Below are 18,546 nucleotides of genomic sequence, written 5' to 3' on the forward strand. Positions count from 1 at the left end.
CGTTCTGGCGGCCTGGTGTCAGCTTCATGTCAATCGACGGCCGTCGTGATGTCAAGGTAATCTTCTTGCAATCAGACCCTGTACTTTCGTCGATGGATTACATAAGTTGCTGTCATCCACCGAAAGTCTTGAGTCTTCCGAGCAAAGTTCGCGACGAGCCTCACCCTCAGTCGTGCTACCGCCCCCGTGCTCGGGTCGATGCACCCTGTTCTCGTCGCGTCTTCGCCCGGTTGGGAACGGAGACCCATGGACGATCACGCCGTTGGCTCCCAACGCCACCTGTCCCGCCGATCGTTGATCGCCACCGGCGCGCTTGCCGCCGGGGCGTTGGGCGCGTCCGCCCCGACGATCGGCACCGCGTTCGGAGGCAGCCCCGCCCGGGCCGCCGCCAGCGTCACCAAGAAGATCACCATCTACGCCGAGCAGTTGCCCGGCAACCTGTTCGGCTACGGCCTCGCGCCCGGTCAGGCCACCGTGCCGGGGCCACTGCTGGAGATGTACGAGGGCGACACCCTGGAGATCACCCTGGTCAACACGACCGACCAGCGGTTGTCCATCCATCCGCACGGGGTGGACTACAGCACCGAGTCCGACGGCAGCCCGTTCAACGCCTCGTTCAACAATCCCGGTGAGACACGGACGTACGTCTGGCGCTCCCACGAGATGGTGGCCGCGGCGGGTCGGCGGTACATGCCGGGCAGCGCCGGCTACTGGCACTACCACGATCACGCGATGGGCACCGACCACGGCACCGCAGGTGTCGCGAAGGGACTGTACGGGGCGCTGATCGTCCGGCGCCGTGGCGACATCCTGCCGGAGAAGCAGTTCACTGTCGTGTTCCACGACATGATGATCAACAACCGGATGGCGCCGGCCACGCCCATGTTCGAGGCCAACCTGGGCCAGCGGGTGGAGTGGATCGCCATCGGCCACGGCAACCTCTTCCACACCTTCCACCTGCACGCCCACCGCTGGGCGGACAACCGCACCGGAATGCTGGAGGGCCCGAGCGACCCGAGCCTGGTCGTGGACAACAAGGACCTCAACCCGGGCAGTTCGTTCGGTTTCCAGGTGCTGGCCGGGGAGGGCGTCGGACCCGGGGCGTGGATGTACCACTGCCACGTGCAGACCCACTCCGACGGCGGCATGGCCGGGATCTTCCTGGTGCGCAACGCCGACGGCAGCATGCCACCGGGCGCCGAGGAGGCGATCCACCGGTTCCAGGGCCACACCCACACGCACGGAAGTTAACCGAAAGTGGGGACGGGGATGACCAGAAAAATACGACGAGTTCTTGCCGCGGTAGCGGCCTTCGCGACACTGATTCCCGCGACGACGGCGGCAGCCGCGCCGCCACCGGCAGCCGCCCCGCAGGCAGCGCAGGCGCAGCGGACCGCCGTCCTCGTGTTCCACGGGCCGGTGGCCGAGCAGCAGGACCCGGTGGCCCGTGCGGTGGACACCATCAAACAGCTTGGTGCCGGTCATGATATCGATGTCACGGCCACCACGGACCCCGCTGTCTTCACCACGGCCAAGCTGTCCGCGTACCGCAGCGTGGTGTTTCTCTCCGCGACGGGCGCCGCGCTCAACCGCGACCAGGAGTCGGCGCTGCAGAGTTACATGAAGGCCGGCGGCGGTTTCGTCGGCATCGCCGACGCCGCCCGCGCCCAGGTCGACTCCACCTGGTTCACCGGCCTGATCGGCACCCGCCCGGCGGGCGCCATCCCGGTGGCCGAGCCGGTGGCCCGGGTGACCGCCAGTGGTGAGAACCCACCCAACGAGACCAAGGAGAAGCTGACCGACGGCGACGCCAACACGAAGTGGCTCGTCCGCACCCCGACCGCCTGGGTGGCGTACGAGTTGAGCGCACCCAAGCGGATCACCGGGTACGCGTTGACGTCGGCCAACGACTCCTCCGGCCGGGACCCGAAGGACTGGACCCTCCAGGGCTCCACGGACGGCCAGACCTGGACCGATCTGGACCGGCGCACCGGCCAGAGCTTCCCGGACCGGTACCAGACACGCCGGTTCGACATCGCCACCCCGCAGGAGTTCACGCGCTACCGGCTCAACGTCACCGCGAACAGCGGCGAACCGCTGGTCCAGCTCGCCGACCTGCGCCTGTTCACCGGCAGCACCACCGCTCCGGAGCCGCCCGCGGTGAACCGCGCGGTGGTCGACATGCTGGACCGGAAACACCCGGCCACGGCGTCGCTGCCGCTGACCATCACCCGATCGGACCGCTGGGAGAACTGGGACCCGAACCCGATCGGTACGGTGCACACCCTCGCCCAGGTCGAGGAGCGGCACTACAACCCGGGAGCGGCCGCCAACGGCGCCTTCCACCCGGTGTCCTGGTGCCGGGACTACGACGGCGGCCGGTCGTTCTACACCGGCATGGGCCACACCGAGGGCAGCTACGGCGAGGAGGCGTTCCGCACGCACCTCACCGGGGCTCTCAACTGGACCACCGGCCGCGTACGCGGTGACTGCCAGGCCACGATCGCCGCGAACTACAAGGTGGAGCGGCTCACCGCGGCCAACCAGACCGGGCAACTGGACCAGATCGGCGAGCCGCACGGGCTCACCATCGCGCCGGACGGCACGGTCTTCTACGTCGGCAAGGCGGCCTGCCCGAGCGGCCCGATCGCGGACTGGAACAACCCGAAGGTCGGCCTGGGCTGCGGCACCATCCACTCCTGGGACCCACGGACCAAGCAGGCAAAACTGCTCACGACCCTGGAGGTGATGGGCAACCGGGGCAGCGGCTCGGAGCTGGTGAAGAACGAGGAGGGCCTGCTCGGCATCGTGCCCGACCCGAAGTTCGCCGACAACGGCTGGCTCTACGTCTACTGGATGCCGCACGAGTCGGTCGACCGGGTGCAGCGGGTCGGGCAGCGCACCATCTCGCGGCTCACCTACGACCGCCAGGCGCAGACCATCGACCAGAGCACCCGCAAGGACCTGTTGCAGTTCCCGGTGCAGGTGCACAGCTGCTGCCACGCGGGCGGCGGCATGGCGTTCGACGCCAAGGGCAACCTCTACGTCGGCTCCGGCGACAACAACTCCTCCGAGGGGTCGCAGGGCTACTCCGGCAACAACTGGACCCAGGAGTACCAGGGGATCTCGTTCCAGGACGCCCGCCGCACCTCGGGCAACACCAACGACCTCGCCGGCAAGATCATCCGGATTCACCCGGAGGCCGACGGGACGTACACCATCCCGGAGGGCAACCTGTTCCCACCGGGCACCGAGAAGACCCGCCCGGAGATCTACGTGATGGGCGTACGCAACATCGCCCGCCTCCAGATCGACCCGGTGCACCAGTGGCTGACCGCGGGCTGGGTCGGCCCGGACGCCTCGTCGCCCAGCCCAACCCTGGGCCCGGCCAAGTACGAGACGGCCACCATCATCACCTCCGCCGGTAACCAGGGCTGGCCGTACTGCATGGGCAACCGGCAGCCGTACCGGGACCGCAGCAGCACCGACGCGACGGTGCTGACCGGCTGGTACGACTGCGACAACCTGAAGAACACCTCGCCCCGCAACACCGGCCTGGTGGACATCCCGGCCGCCCGGGACAACATGATCTGGTATTCGCCCGACGGCGGCGGCCCGGTCTTCCCGAAGCGGACCGACGGCAGCGGCCTGCCGACCTACGTCGCGGCCGACGCCACCTACACCCAGCCGTACCTGCGAGGCGGCGGGCAGGCCATCATGTCCGGCCCGACGTACCACCGGGAACTCGTCGACACCACCAGCGGTGTGGCGTGGCCGGAGCACTGGGACGGTAAGTGGTTCATCGGCGACCAGTCCAACGCCGCCAACCGGGTAGCGGTCACCGTCGACCCGGCCGGCGTGCCGCAGGCCGCCCCACCGGTGTACGCCGAGTCGCTGCGCGCCATCATCCCGGGCGGCAACGGCGACGCCCGGCTGCAGAGCTGGATGGACGCCAAGTTCGGCCCGGACGGCGCGCTCTACCTGCTGGACTACGGCGGCGGGTTCTTCAGCCTGCACCCCAACCAGAAGCTGATCCGGATCACCTACACCGGTGGCGCGCCCACCCCGGTGCCGGCGGCGAACTCGGTCGCCGTGCAGAACAAGCCGCTCACCATCGCCTTCGACGGCGCCCGCTCCGGCGGCGTCAGCCACCGGTGGGAGTTCGGCGACGGCACCACGTCCACCGAGGCGAACCCCCGGCACACGTACGCCACTGTCGGCACCTACACCGCGAAGCTGACCGTCACGTACGCCGACGGTGAGACCGCGACGGTGCAGAGCGCGGTCACGGTGGGCTGTGCGGTGCCCGACAGCCGGCAGAACGTGTGGCTCGACGACACGGACACCGGGGTGCCCAGTCGCCCGGTCGGGCAGGGCTGCACGATCAACGACCTGATCGACGACGAGAGCACCTGGGCCGACCACGACGCCTTCGTCCGACACGTGGGCGCGGTGACCCGCGCGTTGCAGGACGACGACCTGCTCACAGCCCGGGAGTCCGGCACCCTCACCCGCCTGGCTGCGGCGTCGGAGGTCGGTCGGAACGGGCGCACCGGCTACGAGCCGCTCTTCGACGGCACCGCCGAGTCGCTGCGCGGCTGGGAGCAGGCGCCGACGGGCTCGTTCGCCATCCAGCCGGACGGGTCGCTGCGCTCCAGCGGCGGCCTGGGCATGCTCTGGCACACGAAGGAACTGGGCGACTTCTCGCTGAAGGTCCAGTTCCGCGACATCGCACCGGGCACCGGCCGAGCCAACACCGGCGTCTTCACCCGCTTCCCGGACCCGCGGATCCCGCTTGAGCAACGCCCGCCGGGCAGCTGCGGCACTGTCGGATCGGCCCGCACCTCGCAGGCCTGGGTGGCGATCTACTGCGGACACGAGATCCAGATCTACGACGGTGAGACCGGCGAGCCGCAGAAGACCGGCTCGGTCTACAACTTCGACCCGGTGCCGCTCGCCCAGGCCGGCGTCGCCCCGAAGGAGCAGTGGAACGACTACGAGATCCGCGTCGTCGGGCAGCACTACACCATGGTCCGCAACGGCGTGGTGATCAATGAGTTCGACAACACGCCGGGCAAGCAGTCGTCCCGCGCAGGCGACCCGCCGACGGACCTGCGGCAGTTCCTGCGTGGCTTCATCGGCCTGCAGAACCACGGTGACAACGACCTGACCGAGTTCCGCAACGTCCGCGTGCGCGAGCTCTAGGAGAGACGATGACCCGACGACTGACAGCTGCGCTGGCGGCGTTCCTGCTCACGGTGATCCCGTGGGCCGCGACGCCCGCCTCCGCCGCCCCGCGCGTCGCGGAACAGGTGTTGACCTGGACCGCCGACGGCGACATCACCCGCTACAAGTCCGCACCCGCCCAGGCGGTGGCCGGCGAGGCCACGATCATCTGGGAGAACAGCGAGGCCACCGGCAACACCATCGGGATGCCGCACACGCTGACCTTCGACACCAGCACCGAGGGCTACAACCACGACGTCACGCTGAACATCCTGGCCAGCCCGTTCGACGCCAACAACGGCCGCCACCAGGCGACAGTGACGCTCACCCCGGGCCGGTACCGCTACTTCTGCTCGATCCCGGGGCACAGCCAGATGGTCGGTGAGCTGGTGGTCACCGACGGCGGCGGAGGCGACGACACCACACCGCCGACGGTGACCGCCGCCGTGACCGGTGACCGCGACGGCGACGGCAACTACCTGGGCGCGGCCACGGTGACCGTGACGGCCACCGACACCGGCTCCGGTGTGGAGACCGTCGAGTACCAGGTCGACGACACCAGCTTCCTGCCGTACACCGAGCCGGTGCGGGTGACCGCGATCGGTGACCACTCGGTGCAGTTCCGGGCCACCGACCAGGACGGCAACGTCAGCGCGGTCGGCTCGGTGTCGTTCCGGATCGTCGAGCCGGGGGAGGACGACACCACCGCGCCGGTGGTCACGGCCGCACTGGCCGGCGAGCAGGACGGCGACGGCAACTACATCGGTACGGCCACCGCCACGCTGACCGCCACCGATGCCGGATCCGGTGTCGCCACCATCGAGTACGCGTTGGACGGGGCAGCCTTCACCGCGTACACGAATCCGATCGTCGTGAACGCGGCCGGGATGCACATGCTGCACTACCGGGCCACCGACGTCGCCGGCAACACGTCGGCGGAGCAGATGTCCCACTTCACCGTCGTCGCCCCGCCGGAGGAGGACGACACTCCGCCGGCCGTGGCCGCCACGGTGACCGGCGAGCGCAATGGCGACGGCGCGTACGTCGGTGCCGCGACTGTCACGGTCACCGCGACCGACGCCGGCTCCGGTGTGGCGTCGGTCGAGTACGCGCTCGACACCGGGGGCTGGACCGCGTACGCCACACCGGTCACGGTCCGCACCACCGGCGCGCACACCCTGCGGTACCGGGCGACCGACGCCGCGGGCAACGCCTCCACCGAGCAGTCGACGACGTTCACCGTGGTGGCCGACGGCACCGACGCCTGCCCCGGGTCCGACACCCGGGCCACAGTGGTCATCGACGGTGACGACACCGGGGTCGGCAACGTCGACACCGGCGACGGCTGCACCATCAACGATTTGATCGACGAACACGCCGACTACCCCGGCCACGCCCACTTCGTCCGGCACGTCGAGGCGGTCACCACCGCGCTGGTGGCCGACGGAACGCTCGACCGGCGGCAGCAGGGCGCCATCGTCCGGGCCGCGGCCCGATCGGACGTCGGCGCATGAGTCCTCGAATCTCATCGACAGGGAGTACAACGATGCCCGGACGTACCGTCGCCAAGCTGGCCACCGTGAGCGCCGTCGTCGCCGCCTCGGTGCTGGCCGTGGCACCCACCGCCCACGCCGACCTGGTCACCCACTGCATCGGCACCGGTGGGGCGGTGACCGTGCCCAACGACCTGTACGTGCCGGCGGGCGAGTCCTGCGCGCTCACCGGCACCACGATCACCGGCAACGTCACCGTCGCGGCCGGCGGCAACCTGGTGGTGACCGGTGGGCGGGTCAGCGGCGAGGTACGCGTCGCCGCGGACGGCTACCTCGACGCCACCGACACCACAGTCGACGGCCAGGTGGTGCTGGCCGCCGGCGGATACGGCATCTTCCTCAAGGACGCCCAGACCGGCACCGTGACCGTGCGGCCGAAGGGCAGCGCGACCATCGACAGCTTCCTGTTCGCCGAGGAGTCGACGGTCGCCGGGAACGTCACAGTCGGCGCGGGTGAGGTCCGGCTCGACCGGGGCACCCAGGTGCAGCGCAACCTCAGCAGCACCGGCACCTACTACACCGACCTGCACGACTCGTTCGTCGACGGCACGCTGTCGGTGCTCAACAGCGTCACCGGCAGTGTCGTGTGCGGCAGCGCGGTACGCGGCAGGGCCACGTTCGCCGGCAACGTGGGCGGCGTGCAGGTCGGCCCGAACGGCGCCCTCGACAGCTGCGCCTCCGGTGGCTACTGGGGTGGGGACGTCAGCATCACCAGCACCACCGGCGGCGTCACCGTCGACGACAACATCATCAACGGTCAGTTGACGGTGACCGGCAACGACCCGGTCGCCCAGGTGGCCGCCAACAACCGGATCCGTGGTGGCGTGACCGGCGACCAGGCGGCTGCGACCACCAACCGGGCTGCGCGGGTGGCCGCTGCGGACCGGGAGGACGCCGGTGACCAGCGGGCCGAGGTCCGCCGCACCTCGGCGGTGCAGGAGGCCACCGCAGCCGGCGTCGCCCGGCTCTGACCGATCGACACGACAGCGGCCGGTCACCCCGAACCGGGGGTGACCGGCCGCCGTGCCGGATCGGCTAGAAGTTACCGGCCGAGTTGCACTTCACGCCCTGGTCGAGGCAGTTGCGCACCCGTGCGGCAAGCGCCTCGTCCTTCCAGGCGTTGAAGAAGTCCGCGTGCATGGAGAACGACGTGCCGGACGCCAGGGTGATGCCGTCCGTGTTCGCGCTCAACGGGTACGAGATCACGAACGACACCGAGGGGACCGGCACCGGGTGGCTCTTCGGGCAGGCCCCGGTGGGGTCACCGTTGGCCATGTGCGCCTTGTGGTCCGGGCTGTCCAGGTGCCTGCCGTCCCAGCAGTCCGGAAAGGTGATCTGCCGGACGATGTGCGCGGTCCTGGCGCAGACCGGGAAGGTCTTGTCGGCGCTACGGCCGACCTCGCCTCCGATGCCGGCGCACCAGAAGTGGTTGCCCTGCTTGTCCGGGGTGTCGACCTGGTTCTTGGCGTTCCCGGTGATCATGCGCAGGCCGAACGGGAAGGGCTGGGTCCGGCTGGGGTCCTTCAGCCGGGAACCGTAGTAGACGGTCACCTCCGTCGGGTCGACGACCTTGCCGTTCTGGTACATCGTCGGCACCCAGTAGGCGGACTGGTCGTCCGGCGAGTTGCAGGTGGTCGCCTTCGACGCCCGCAGCGACTCGGCGGTCGAGTTGGCGTCGGTCGACCGGTTGCCCCAGAAGGTGTGGTTGTGTGAGCCGCCGACCAGCTTGGGCAGCACGATCGGGTCGTCGCTGTTGTGGTGGCTGATCTTGCAGCCGACATTGAACTCGGGGACCTTGACCGGGTTGCCGGTCACCGGCTTGGGTTTGCGCGCGAAGAACGCCTTCGTCGCGGCTGCCTGCGCGGCGGCGTCGATGGTGATCCAGCCCCCGGACGCGGTGGGCGGGGCGGTGCCGGTCGACGGGGTGGTCGGCTTGCCCGGGGTGGACGGCGTCGCGGACGTGCCCGGAGCGCTCGGCGTGACCGACGGGTCGGCAGGGGCGGTGTCCGTCGGCGCCTCAGGGCCGGACGAGCCGATGCCGGTGTCGCCGGATGGGCCGGACGCACCGGGAGTGCCCGGAACCTCCTTGCATCCGCCGGCGAGCGCCAGGCTCACCAGCAGCAGGGCGGTGACGGAACGACGGTGTCGAGGGGTGGATCGCAGATTTATCAAGGGGGGCGCACCTTTCTTCCGAGAAGGAAGAGTACGAGTCGCCCACCTGGTCGTTCACAACCGCAACGATTAAATCTGCCTTAAATATCGCTCAGCAATTGCTTGATCAGTTTTGCGGAGCCGCCGCGCTGTCGATTGAATCTCATTTCCCTGATTCTTCTCCAAAAACTGTAATCGGCGACTCCGCCGGCACTCCACTTCTGGGCGTCCGGGGTTGCCGGGCGCGACGGGCTGATGGCCAGCGCCGCGTCTCGTCAGCAGCTGCCGCGTGCCTTGCGCAGGAAGGCCTTGCGGATGGTGAGCGCGGCCGCGCCTTCCCACCTTCGCTTCGTGATTTCCGCAAAACAGCGCGCGGCGCCGTGGACGCGGAGAGAATTGCGGCCACGGAAAGCACGTAGAGCCGGGAGACGTTCGATGGGTTTACGAAGGCGAATGGCGCTCGTGGTGGTGACCGTCGCGGCGACACCCCTGGTCCTCGGCGGATGCACCGTCGAGCGGAAGCCCGCCGCCCGGCCCGCCGAACGGAAGGTGCCGTCGCCGGAGCTGACCCTCACGCCCGCCGACCGGTCCCGGAACGTGCCGCTCAGCGCCGAGGTCGCGGTGCTCGTCAAGGGCGGGACGATCACCGCCGTGCGTATCGCCGACGACGACGGGATGTTGGTCAGGGCGCAGCCACGGGAGGACGGCTCGGCGTGGGTGCCGACCGTTCCGTTGCAGCCCCAGCGCACCTACACGGCCGAGGTGACCGCTACCGGCGACTCCGGGGTGACCACCACCCGCACGACGACCTTCACCACCATGGCGACGTCGACGAAGCCGCAGGTGACCAGCACGCTGTATTTCGCCGACAGACGGACGTACGGCACGGCGATGCCGGTGACCCTCGCTTTCGATCCGCCCATTGCCAAGGCGGCTCGCGCCGATGTGCAGCGCCGGTTGTTCGTCACCACGAACCCACCGCAGCCGGGTGTCTGGTCCTGGGTGGACGACGGCAGTCAGGTCTACTACCGCGCTCCGGACTTCTGGCGGCCGGGCACGACCATCAGCGTCCGGGCCGGCCTGCAGGGTCTGCCGATCGGCCGGAACCGGGTCGGTGACGCCGACCGCACCGCGACGTCCAGGATCGGGCGGCAGGTGGCGATCGAGGTCGACAACGCCACCAAGCAGATGCGCGTGCTGCGCGACGGCAAGCTGATCCGCAAGATCCCGGTCAGCCTCGGCAAGCCGAGCACGCCGACCTCCAGCGGCAAAATGGTGATCATGGAGAAGCACCAGCGCACCAGGTTCGACACGCGCGGCGAGCCCAACGGCGGTTACGTGGTGGACGTCCAGGACGCCCAACGGCTCACCTGGGGCGGCGAGTTCATCCACGGAGCGCCCTGGTCGGTGTCGGATCAGGGACACCGCAACGTGTCGCACGGCTGCACCAACGTCTCGGCTGCCGCCGCCGACTGGCTGATGGGCGTCACGCAGATCGGTGATCTGGTCACCTTCACCGGCACCGAGGTCCGGCTGCAACCGGGCAACGGGTGGACGGCCTGGAACACCAGCTGGGAGCAGTTCGTCAAGGGCAGCGCCCTGCCGGTACCCGCCGCTCTTCGACCGGCTCCGACCCCGGTGCCGCACGCGGACGCGGTCGGCGGCGGCTCGCCGACGTCCGGTCCCTCCGCCTCCGGCGGCTGAACCGGCAGGTGTCCGACAGACTCAACGCACTTGCCGGACGTCCTTACCCTCCGGGTCATGACGTACGAGCCGATGATGGTTCCCAGCCGGAAGCCCCACCGGACGACTCGTACCGTCCTGATCGTCGTTGGCGTGGTGTTGACGGTGTGCTGCGTGGTCGGCGTCTGCGGCGGGTTCTGGTTCTACCGCTCCATCAAGGACGCCGTCAAACCGGTCCGGGTGGCCACGGCGGCGTACATCGACGACGTGCGGGCCGGCAACTACCCGGCCGCGTACGGGCGGCTGTGCGGGGAGATACGCGAGACCATGACGCAGGCCGATTTCGCCCGCATCCAGGCCGCCCAGTTGAAGATCGGCAGTTACGAGATCGTCGGTGTGTTCGTCAACAACTCCAATGGGCGTGTCACCGGGACCTCGACCGTCGAAATGGTCCAGGAGGCCACGGGTGCACGGATGACGCAGACCATGGTGCTGGTCAAGGAGGACGGTGAGTGGCGCGTCTGCCAGTGAGCGACGACCCGGCGAGTCGGTGGTCGGGGCTCAGGCCGGGGCGAGTTCCGGCACGCCGTAGTGCTGGTCGAGGACCTGCATGGCGGCGCCCGCGGCGATGACGTCGGCGCCGAGGCTGGACAGGGTCACCTTCGTGGTGAGCCAGTCCGCGCGTCGCGCGTCGGCCTGGACGGCCTCGGTGACCGCCGCGAGGTAGGTCCGCGAATGCCGTAGGAGATCCGCGCCCGCGAGCACCACGTGGGCGAGGTCGAGTGTCTGGAGCAGGTTGACCACGCCCACCGCCACGACGTGGGCGGCCCGGTCGATGTCTCCGGCATCGGCGGCCTGGCTGTGCACGATCTCCAGGCACCCGTGGCGACCGCAGACGCAGCGAGGTCCGTTCAGGTCGACGACCGTGTGGCCGAATTCGCCCGCGTTGGTGTGCGCGCCCCGGTGGGCCGTGCCGCCCAGCCAGAATCCGCCACCGATGCCGGACTCGATCATGATGAGTGCCGCGTCGCCGAACGTGGCACCGTGGCGCCAGGCCTCGGCCGTGATCCCGGCGGTGACGTCCTTGTCGAGGTGGACGGGCAGGCGGAGGTGTTTCTCGGCGATCTCGCGCAGCGGTACGTCGTGCCAGTGCCGCAGGCCGTGGGCGTCACGGACCAGGCCGTTGGCGTGGTCCAGCGGGCCGATCATGCCGATGCCCACCCCGGTGAGCCGGCCCCGGACGTCGCTGCTGCCGGTCATCGCGTCGATGCCGGCCGTCAGGGCGTCGAGCAGCTGCTCCGGGGTGAAGTCGCCGGGCAGTGGGCTGACCGTCGAGTGGTGCACGGTGCCGGCCAGGTCGACCATGACCAGCCGCAGGGTGCGCCGGGCCACGTGCGCGCCGATCGCGTACCGGCTGTCGGGGACGAGTTCGTAGACGACCGCGGGCTTGCCGATGCCCGTACGGCGCACACCGGCGGTACGGATCAGGCCGTCGGCGCTCAGGCGGGCGATGACCTTGGAGACCGCCTGGGGTGTCAGCCCGGTGGCCTCGACCACGGTCGACCGCTCGAACGTTCGCACGGCGCGCCCCAGTGCCATGACCCGTGCCTGGTTGTAGCCGCGCAGGAAGCTCACGTCGGCAGTGATGCGGGTCATCTCACCAGCCTATTACGCAACGCTGTTGCTAAATTTTTTCAGTGATCGAGTTGAGCAGAGGTCGACGGGCGGCGGCGTTGGTCGCGCTGGCACTGGGTGGCGTTGCGATCGGCCTGACCGAGTTCGCGGCGATGGGCCTGCTGCCCGACATCGCGCGCGGCCTGCTCCCGCAGGAGTACGCCCGGTCGTCCTCGGACGCGGTCGCCCGAGCGGGATGGACGATCACCGCCTACGCCCTCGGCGTGGTCGTGGGCGCGCCCCTGATCGCCGCGCTGAGCGCCCGCCTGCCCCGCAAGAAGCTCGTGCTCGGTTTGCTCGCGCTCTTCGCCGTCGGCACTGTCGCCTCCGCGATCGCACCCACCTTCGACCTGGTGCTGGTGGCCCGGTTCGCGGCGGCGTTGCCGCACGGGGCGTACTTCGGGGCGGCCGGTCTGCTCGCGGCGACCCTGATGGGCCCCGGCAACGAGGCCCGCGGCTTCGCCACAGTGCTCAGCGGCCTGACCGTGAGCAACGTGGTCGGCGTACCCCTCATCACCCGGCTCGGGCAGGCGGCCGACTGGCGCGTCGCGTACCTGGTCATCGCCGGTGTCTTCGTGCTCACGCTGCTGGCGGTGCTGGCGGTCGTGCCGGAGGTCGCCGCGACGGTCGACGGCTCGCCGGCGGCCGAGCTGAGGTCGCTGCGGTCCTCGCAGGTCTGGCTGGTCGCGGCGACGGGGGCGGTCGGGTTTGCCGGGTTCTTCGCGGTCAACACCTACATCGCGCCGGTCACCACCGACGTGGCCGGCCTCTCGGCCGCGACGGTGCCGTGGGCCCTGGTCGCGGTGGGGCTCGGCATGACCGTGGGGAATGCCCTGGGTGGCTGGTTCGCCGACCGTGACCTGCAACGGAGCATGGTCATCGGCTTCGTCGCGATGACCGTGAGCATCGCCGCGTTCAGCCTCGTCGCGTCGACTCGCGTCGGCCTGTTCGTCGGCGCGTTCCTGGTCGGCGCGACAAGCCTCTATCTCGGGCCGGTCCTCCAGGCGCGCCTGATCACGGTCGCCCCCCGAGCGCAGATGATGGGCGCGGCGCTCAACCAGTCCGCCATGAACATCGCGAACAGTCTGGGCGCGGCCCTGGGCAGCGTCGCCATCGCCGCCGGGCTCGGTTACCTCGCGCCGGCCCGGGTGGGCGTCGTCCTGGCGATCGTCGGGCTGGCCCTGGGGATGGTCAGTTTCGCCGTCGGACGCCGTACGCGTGAGCGGGTCCCGGCCACCGTCGGGAGCTGACGTGACCGGGCCGCCCGCGGCCGGGGTCAGAAGTCGTCGACGCTGACTGTCACGCGATGGGCACTCGATCTCCAGTTCGGCAGGTTGATCACGTCGTACCCGCCGCCGCGTTGGCCAACTGTGATCCGCACCAGGCCGAGGTGCGCCGGCGTCGACGGGATGAACAGGTCGACGCCGGTGATGAAGGTCTGGCTGAAGAACTCCGGCAGGGGAGCGGTCAGATCGGTCACGCCGTCGCTGTCGTCGTCGAACGCGAAGATGGCGATCGTCCGCTTGACCCGCGGCGTGTTCGCCGCGTTCAGGACATCCCGGCCGTTGATCCAGAGGTTGTCACCGGCGTCGCCCTGGTCGCCCCACCACTCCTTCTGGCGTTGGATCGTCAGCGCAGTGTGCCGGTCGCTGGTGTCCACGAGCGCGCCGAGTCCCTCGCCCGGCACGCTGGTCGCCAGGCGGACGAACGAGTCCGAGCGGAGGAACGGCTGGGCGTAGAAGTGGTGCGTCGGCGCGCCGGCGCGCACGATCGCGAACTCGTAGCGGGCCGTGGCGAGCACCGGGACGGGGCCGAACGCGCCGTCGCCACTCAGGGGCAGCCGATGAGTGGGCCGGTCCGACAATCGACCACCGGTCAGCGAGTTGACCGGGTAGACCTCCAGGGTGGCGTCGGTGACGCCGACGTTGCTCGGGAAGAGCACCGCGCGACCGGAGACCTGGGCCGTGCCGAAGAGTTGCGGCACGATCCGTGTGGTGTGTGGCGCGCGACCCTGAAGGAAGCGGAAGATCTCGCCGAACGACTCCGCCGACGACACGGTCTGCGTGTGGGACTGGTCCGGGAGGTGCACGTTCGTCGCGCCGACGATGGCGCGGGCCGGATCGCCCTCACCCCAGATCGCGAGCGTCGGCACACCGCCCGGCGGGGACGTCGCGGTGCGCCCGTCCAGGTTGACGTAGTGCGCGACCCGTGCGGCACGCGCCGGTGAGCTGGTGAGGTAACCCTGCAGGACGAAGGTGCCCAGGGAGTGCGCGAGCAGGTCGACCCTGTCCGCGCCGGTCGTCGCCAGCAGGCGGGAGATCCGCGTGTCGAGCCCCGCGTACACCTGGGGGAGGATCGTGGCGATGTTCGGCGAGTCGTACTCGTGGGCCTCGATGATGTCGATCGGGTAGCCGTTGCTGGCGAGTCGTTTGGCCTGGGTCTGGAACTGCGAGGCCGACCCGGCGCTGCCGTGCACGAAGATCACTGGGCGGTACGTCGGCGTGGCTGCGGCGTCGGCGGCGGCGAGCGGAACGGGGGCGACGGACAAGCCGACCGCGAGGGCGCCTCCGGCCAGCACGCAGAGCAGTCTCCGGCGGAACGTGTGCATCGGTCCTCCACCCTGAGCGACAAAGTATGTGCACTGTTAGCGCAAGTATCGTGTCAGGGTGAGGCGCGGCGGTCCACACCTTCCTCGGTCAGTTGACCTCTTTGGCGAGCAGGTCGCCGACGGCGGCGCGGACCGGGTCGGGGTTCGCCCAGCTCCAGTTGGGATGCGCGCGGTTGGTGAGCAGGGCCAGGACGAGTCTGCGGCCCGGGTCGACCAGGAGCGAGGGGCCGGCGAAACCGGTGTGGCCGAACGTCCGGGCCGAGGCGAGCCGACCCATGAACCAGCTCTGGTTGAGCACCACTCCCAGACCGTGGGCCGCGGTCCGATTGGGCCGCTCCGGGTCGACGGCGGGTTTCCCGGAGTTCTGATTGGTGAGCATCCGGCGTACGGTCGCCGCCGAGAGGACCCGCTTACCCTGGTAAGTGCCCCCGTCGAGGAGCATCTGACCGATCGCCGCCAGGTCGGTGGCGGTGGCGAAGATGCCGGCGTGGCCGGCCACACCGCCGAGGTGGTTGGCGACGTCGTCATGGACGGTGCCCCGGAGCAGACCCCGCGACGAGCGGGCGTCGGTGGCGACGAGACGACCGGCCTTCGCGCTGCCGGACAGCCAGGTGTTCGGGTTGAAGCCGGTGTCGCGCAGGCCGAGCGGGCCGGTGAGGCCGCTCTTGAGCGCCTGGTCGAGACGCTGGCCGGTGACCTTCTCGACGATCTTGCCGGCGACCATGAGCCCGACGCTGGAATAGCGGAACGTGTTGCCGGGCACGGCATCGGAGACCAGCCCGGTGGTGAGCACGGCGTTCCAGCGAGCCGCGTTGTCGGCAAGCCCGGTGACCTTGGCGCCGACGGGCAGACCGCTGGTGTGGGTGAGGAGCATCTCGACGGTGACCCGCTCGGTGCCCGCGCCGGTGAAGGCGGGCAGGTAGTCGCGGACCGGCGCGCCCAGGTCGACGCGTCCCTTGTCGACCTGCTGCAACAGCAGGATGGCCGTGTACACCTTCGTGACCGAGGCGAGGTCGAAGACGGAGTCGGGGCGCATCTCGACGCGCTGGCCCGCCGCGAGCAGTTTGGGGCCCGCGCCGTAGCGCAGCGCCTCACCGACCGCGGTGTGCACAGTTGTCTTCCCGTCGACCAGGACGACAGCGACAGCACCGGGAAAGCCCTTGTGCTGGACGGTCTGCGGTGTGGCGGGCAGGTGCCGCCGCAGCAGCGCGGTCACGTCCTGCGCGTAGCGGGCCTGCCCGGCCGGCGCGGCGGCGCCGCTCGGGGACGCGGTGGCGCTCGGAGAGCCCGACGGCGACGTGGCGTTCCCCGCCGCGCCGAAACCCACCCGGTTGCCGGCGGCGTCGGTCGCGGTCACCGCGTCACCGGGACCGGCCACACCCGGGTCCGGCGAGCCACTGTCGCCGCACCCGGCAATGGCGGAGGTGGCAGCGGCCAGGCCGGCCCCCAGCAGAGTACGACGCGCAACGAGCATGCCGGAGATCGTGACAGTTGACACTGACGCACGCCAACCGGGCCGGCCGAACGTCGATGTCGTCCATCCCATCGGCCGACAAGTGGTCACCTGCCGGACACGGTCGGTCGACAACCGTGGGGTTGTGCGACGATCGGCGAGCGTCACGCCGAACGACCGTCCACCGGTCCGACCGCGCACCGAACGCTGGCGGGCACGGCGGAGGGCACACACCTCGCATCCCTTGGAGAGCACGATGTCCCTCTCCCCATCCCGGGTCTTCGCAGAGCTGAACGCGGCTCGACCCCCTGACCAGGCCGCCCCGATGATGGGTACGGCCGTCGTGGTCGGTGGCAGCGTCGCCGGCCTGCTGGCCGCCCGGGTGCTGTCCGATCACGCCGACAGCGTCGTCATCATCGACCGGGACGACCCCCAGGTGCCCGGCGCCCGGCCCGGCGTCCCCCAGGGGACGCAACTGCACGCGCTGCTGCCCGGCGGCCTTCTCCAGTTGGAGCGCCTGTTCCCCGGATTCCGCGAAGAGGCGCTGACGCACGGGGCGATCGAGGCGCCGCCCGAGGCCCGGCGCAACTACCTCGACGGCCGCGCGAAGGTCGTCGTCCCCGACGACGCCGACAGCCTCGCGGGCAGCCGGCCGCTGCTGGAGGGGCTGATCCGTCAGCAGGTGCTGCGGCTGCCCAACGTCAAGACGGTCACCGCCCGAGCCACCGGCCTCGTGTTCGAGGGCGCCGCGGTCACCGGTGTCCGCTGCGAGGTCGGCGGGGTCGTCGGCGTCGAGAGGGGCGACCTCGTGGTGGACGCCATGGGGCGGTCGAGCCGACTCTCGGACTGGCTGGAGCAGGCCGGCTGGGACCGGCCGGTCACCCGGCGGATGACCACGCACCTCAACTACGCGACCGCCCTGTTCCGACGCCCGGCGGTCACCCCGCCCTCGACGGTCGTGCTGGCGCTGCACACCCCGCAGATGGGGCTGGACGTGGCCGGGGCCGCTTTCTTCGCCATTGAGGACGGCCGGTGGATGGCCATGATGGCCGGCTACGGCGACAACCGCCCGGGGCGCACCGCGGAGGACTTCGTCCGCCGTCTGCGGGAGCAGTTCCCACCGGAGTTCGGCGAGCTCGCCGACCAGGAGATGCTCGGCGACGTCCAGACCTACCACCACGCTGACAGCCGGCGACGGGACTTCCACGCGCTGAAGCGGTTTCCGGCCGGCCTGGTCAGCGTCGGCGACGCCGTCGCGTCGTTCAACCCGGTGTACGGGCAGGGGATGACGTCGGCGGCCCTGCACGCGGCCTGCCTGTCGATGTATCTGCGGTCCGGCCCCGATCTGCGGGCGCCCGCGCACCACTTCCTCGCGCTGCAACAGGTGGTGGTCGACGCGGCGTGGTCGATCTCGACCTCCGCCGACCTGGCGTTGCCCCACGTCGACGGGCCCTACCCGCGCGGCTACCGGATCTCCAGCTGGGCGAGTCGGCAGATCATCGCCGCCACCGTCACGGACGTGGCGACCGCCCGCCGGTTCAACGACGTGGTCTCGATGCGCGAGCACCCACGGGCGCTGGCCCGGCCCGGCGTGCTCCTCGGCGCGCTGCGCGCCAACCGACGCGCCCGCTGACGACCCCGCACCTGAGCACTGACGACCCGGCGACCTCGTGACGAGGCCGCCGGGTCCGATCGTCTAGCGGGGGAGCTTGCGCAGGACGTCGACGACGAAACGGTGGTCGTCGAGCTGCGGCAGCCCGGAGACACCGACCCAGCCCACCACGCCGGTGCCACGGACGCGCAGCGGCACCGCGCCACCGGCCGCCGCGTACCGCGAGGCCGGCAGGCCGTACCTCTCGGCCAGCGTCACCTGCTTGTCCTGGCACAACCGGGCCATGTACAGCGACGAGTGCTCGAACCGCATCACGACCCGACCCTTGCGGCGCAGCCACGCGTCGTTGTCGGCCGTCGACCCCGGCAGGCCACAGTGGAACAGTTGGCGTCCGGCCCGCCACACCCCGACCGAGACCGGCAACCGCTGCTCGGTCGCGGCGGTGACGGCGAGCATCCCCAGCTCGTACGCGTCCGTCTCGGACAGGCCCGCGAGCTCCAGCTCGCCCTCCTCGCGTAACAGCTCGTCCAGGGTCGGCCACGCGTCACGGTCAGCTGACATGTTTCTTCTCCTCGTCGAACGGGGC

The 18,546-nt window shown here is 70.3% G+C and carries 13 protein-coding genes; 8 read left to right on the forward strand and 5 right to left on the reverse strand.

From position 1 onward, the window contains the following. Positions 1–246: 246 nt before the first annotated feature. From CLT68_RS19195 to CLT68_RS19210, 4 genes are read left to right on the forward strand one after another with little or no spacing between them, the layout of a single operon-like run. On the forward strand, positions 247–1,251 hold the full coding sequence (locus CLT68_RS19195) for a multicopper oxidase domain-containing protein (protein ID WP_099852563.1): 1,005 nt from the start codon (positions 247–249) through the stop codon (positions 1,249–1,251). Between the two features lie 18 nt (positions 1,252–1,269). Next, the gene (locus CLT68_RS19200) at positions 1,270–5,205 is read left to right on the forward strand and encodes a ThuA domain-containing protein (protein ID WP_099852564.1); all 3,936 of its coding nucleotides are present in this window, start codon (positions 1,270–1,272) and stop codon (positions 5,203–5,205) included. Positions 5,206–5,213: 8 nt separating this feature from the next. Further along, positions 5,214–6,740 carry an OmpL47-type beta-barrel domain-containing protein gene (locus CLT68_RS19205; protein WP_099852566.1) on the forward strand — a complete coding sequence of 509 codons (1,527 nt, stop codon included), beginning with the start codon at positions 5,214–5,216 and terminating at the stop codon, positions 6,738–6,740. A 32-nt stretch (positions 6,741–6,772) separates the two neighbouring features. Beyond that, positions 6,773–7,750 (forward strand): hypothetical protein, encoded by a 978-nt coding sequence (locus CLT68_RS19210; protein WP_099852568.1) that lies wholly within the window; start codon positions 6,773–6,775, stop codon positions 7,748–7,750. A 64-nt stretch (positions 7,751–7,814) separates the two neighbouring features. Here CLT68_RS19210 and CLT68_RS19215 read toward each other — a convergent pair whose 3' ends face one another. Beyond that, complete coding sequence (locus CLT68_RS19215) at positions 7,815–8,951, reverse strand: DUF1996 domain-containing protein (RefSeq protein WP_143743206.1); 1,137 nt, start codon at positions 8,949–8,951, stop codon at positions 7,815–7,817. 432 nt (positions 8,952–9,383) lie between these two features. Here CLT68_RS19215 and CLT68_RS19220 point away from each other — a divergent pair, with 432 nt between their 5' ends. Continuing rightward, positions 9,384–10,634, forward strand: a complete 1,251-nt coding sequence (locus CLT68_RS19220) for an Ig-like domain-containing protein (RefSeq protein WP_199177086.1) — start codon at positions 9,384–9,386, stop codon at positions 10,632–10,634. Between the two features lie 57 nt (positions 10,635–10,691). Beyond that, a complete protein-coding gene (locus CLT68_RS19225) occupies positions 10,692–11,144 on the forward strand; it encodes an Rv0361 family membrane protein (protein ID WP_099852572.1) in 453 nt (150 codons plus the stop codon). Positions 11,145–11,174: 30 nt separating this feature from the next. Here the strand turns inward: CLT68_RS19225 and CLT68_RS19230 are convergent, their stop codons facing one another. After that, positions 11,175–12,269, reverse strand: a complete 1,095-nt coding sequence (locus CLT68_RS19230) for an ROK family protein (protein ID WP_099852574.1) — start codon at positions 12,267–12,269, stop codon at positions 11,175–11,177. A gap of 41 nt (positions 12,270–12,310) precedes the next feature. Here CLT68_RS19230 and CLT68_RS19235 point away from each other — a divergent pair, with 41 nt between their 5' ends. Next, positions 12,311–13,537, forward strand: coding sequence for an MFS transporter (locus CLT68_RS19235; RefSeq protein ID WP_099852575.1), 1,227 nt, complete (start codon positions 12,311–12,313; stop codon positions 13,535–13,537). A 26-nt stretch (positions 13,538–13,563) separates the two neighbouring features. Here the strand turns inward: CLT68_RS19235 and CLT68_RS19240 are convergent, their stop codons facing one another. Together CLT68_RS19240 and CLT68_RS19245 are read right to left on the reverse strand one after the other, a co-directional pair. Next, positions 13,564–14,895, reverse strand: coding sequence for an alpha/beta hydrolase (locus CLT68_RS19240; RefSeq protein WP_099852576.1), 1,332 nt, complete (start codon positions 14,893–14,895; stop codon positions 13,564–13,566). Positions 14,896–14,983: 88 nt separating this feature from the next. Beyond that, positions 14,984–16,369, reverse strand: a complete 1,386-nt coding sequence (locus CLT68_RS19245; RefSeq protein WP_099852578.1) for a serine hydrolase domain-containing protein — start codon at positions 16,367–16,369, stop codon at positions 14,984–14,986. 235 nt (positions 16,370–16,604) lie between these two features. Between CLT68_RS19245 and CLT68_RS19250 the strand changes: the two genes are divergently transcribed. Next, the gene (locus tag CLT68_RS19250) at positions 16,605–17,981 is read left to right on the forward strand and encodes an FAD-dependent oxidoreductase (RefSeq protein WP_099852580.1); all 1,377 of its coding nucleotides are present in this window, start codon (positions 16,605–16,607) and stop codon (positions 17,979–17,981) included. A 63-nt stretch (positions 17,982–18,044) separates the two neighbouring features. On the opposite strand, the gene CLT68_RS19255 is transcribed toward CLT68_RS19250, so the two are convergent. Beyond that, positions 18,045–18,521 carry a heme-degrading domain-containing protein gene (locus tag CLT68_RS19255; protein WP_099852581.1) on the reverse strand — a complete coding sequence of 159 codons (477 nt, stop codon included), beginning with the start codon at positions 18,519–18,521 and terminating at the stop codon, positions 18,045–18,047. Positions 18,522–18,546 lie beyond the last annotated feature (25 nt).

This window comes from Micromonospora sp. CNZ299 (assembly GCF_002754415.1).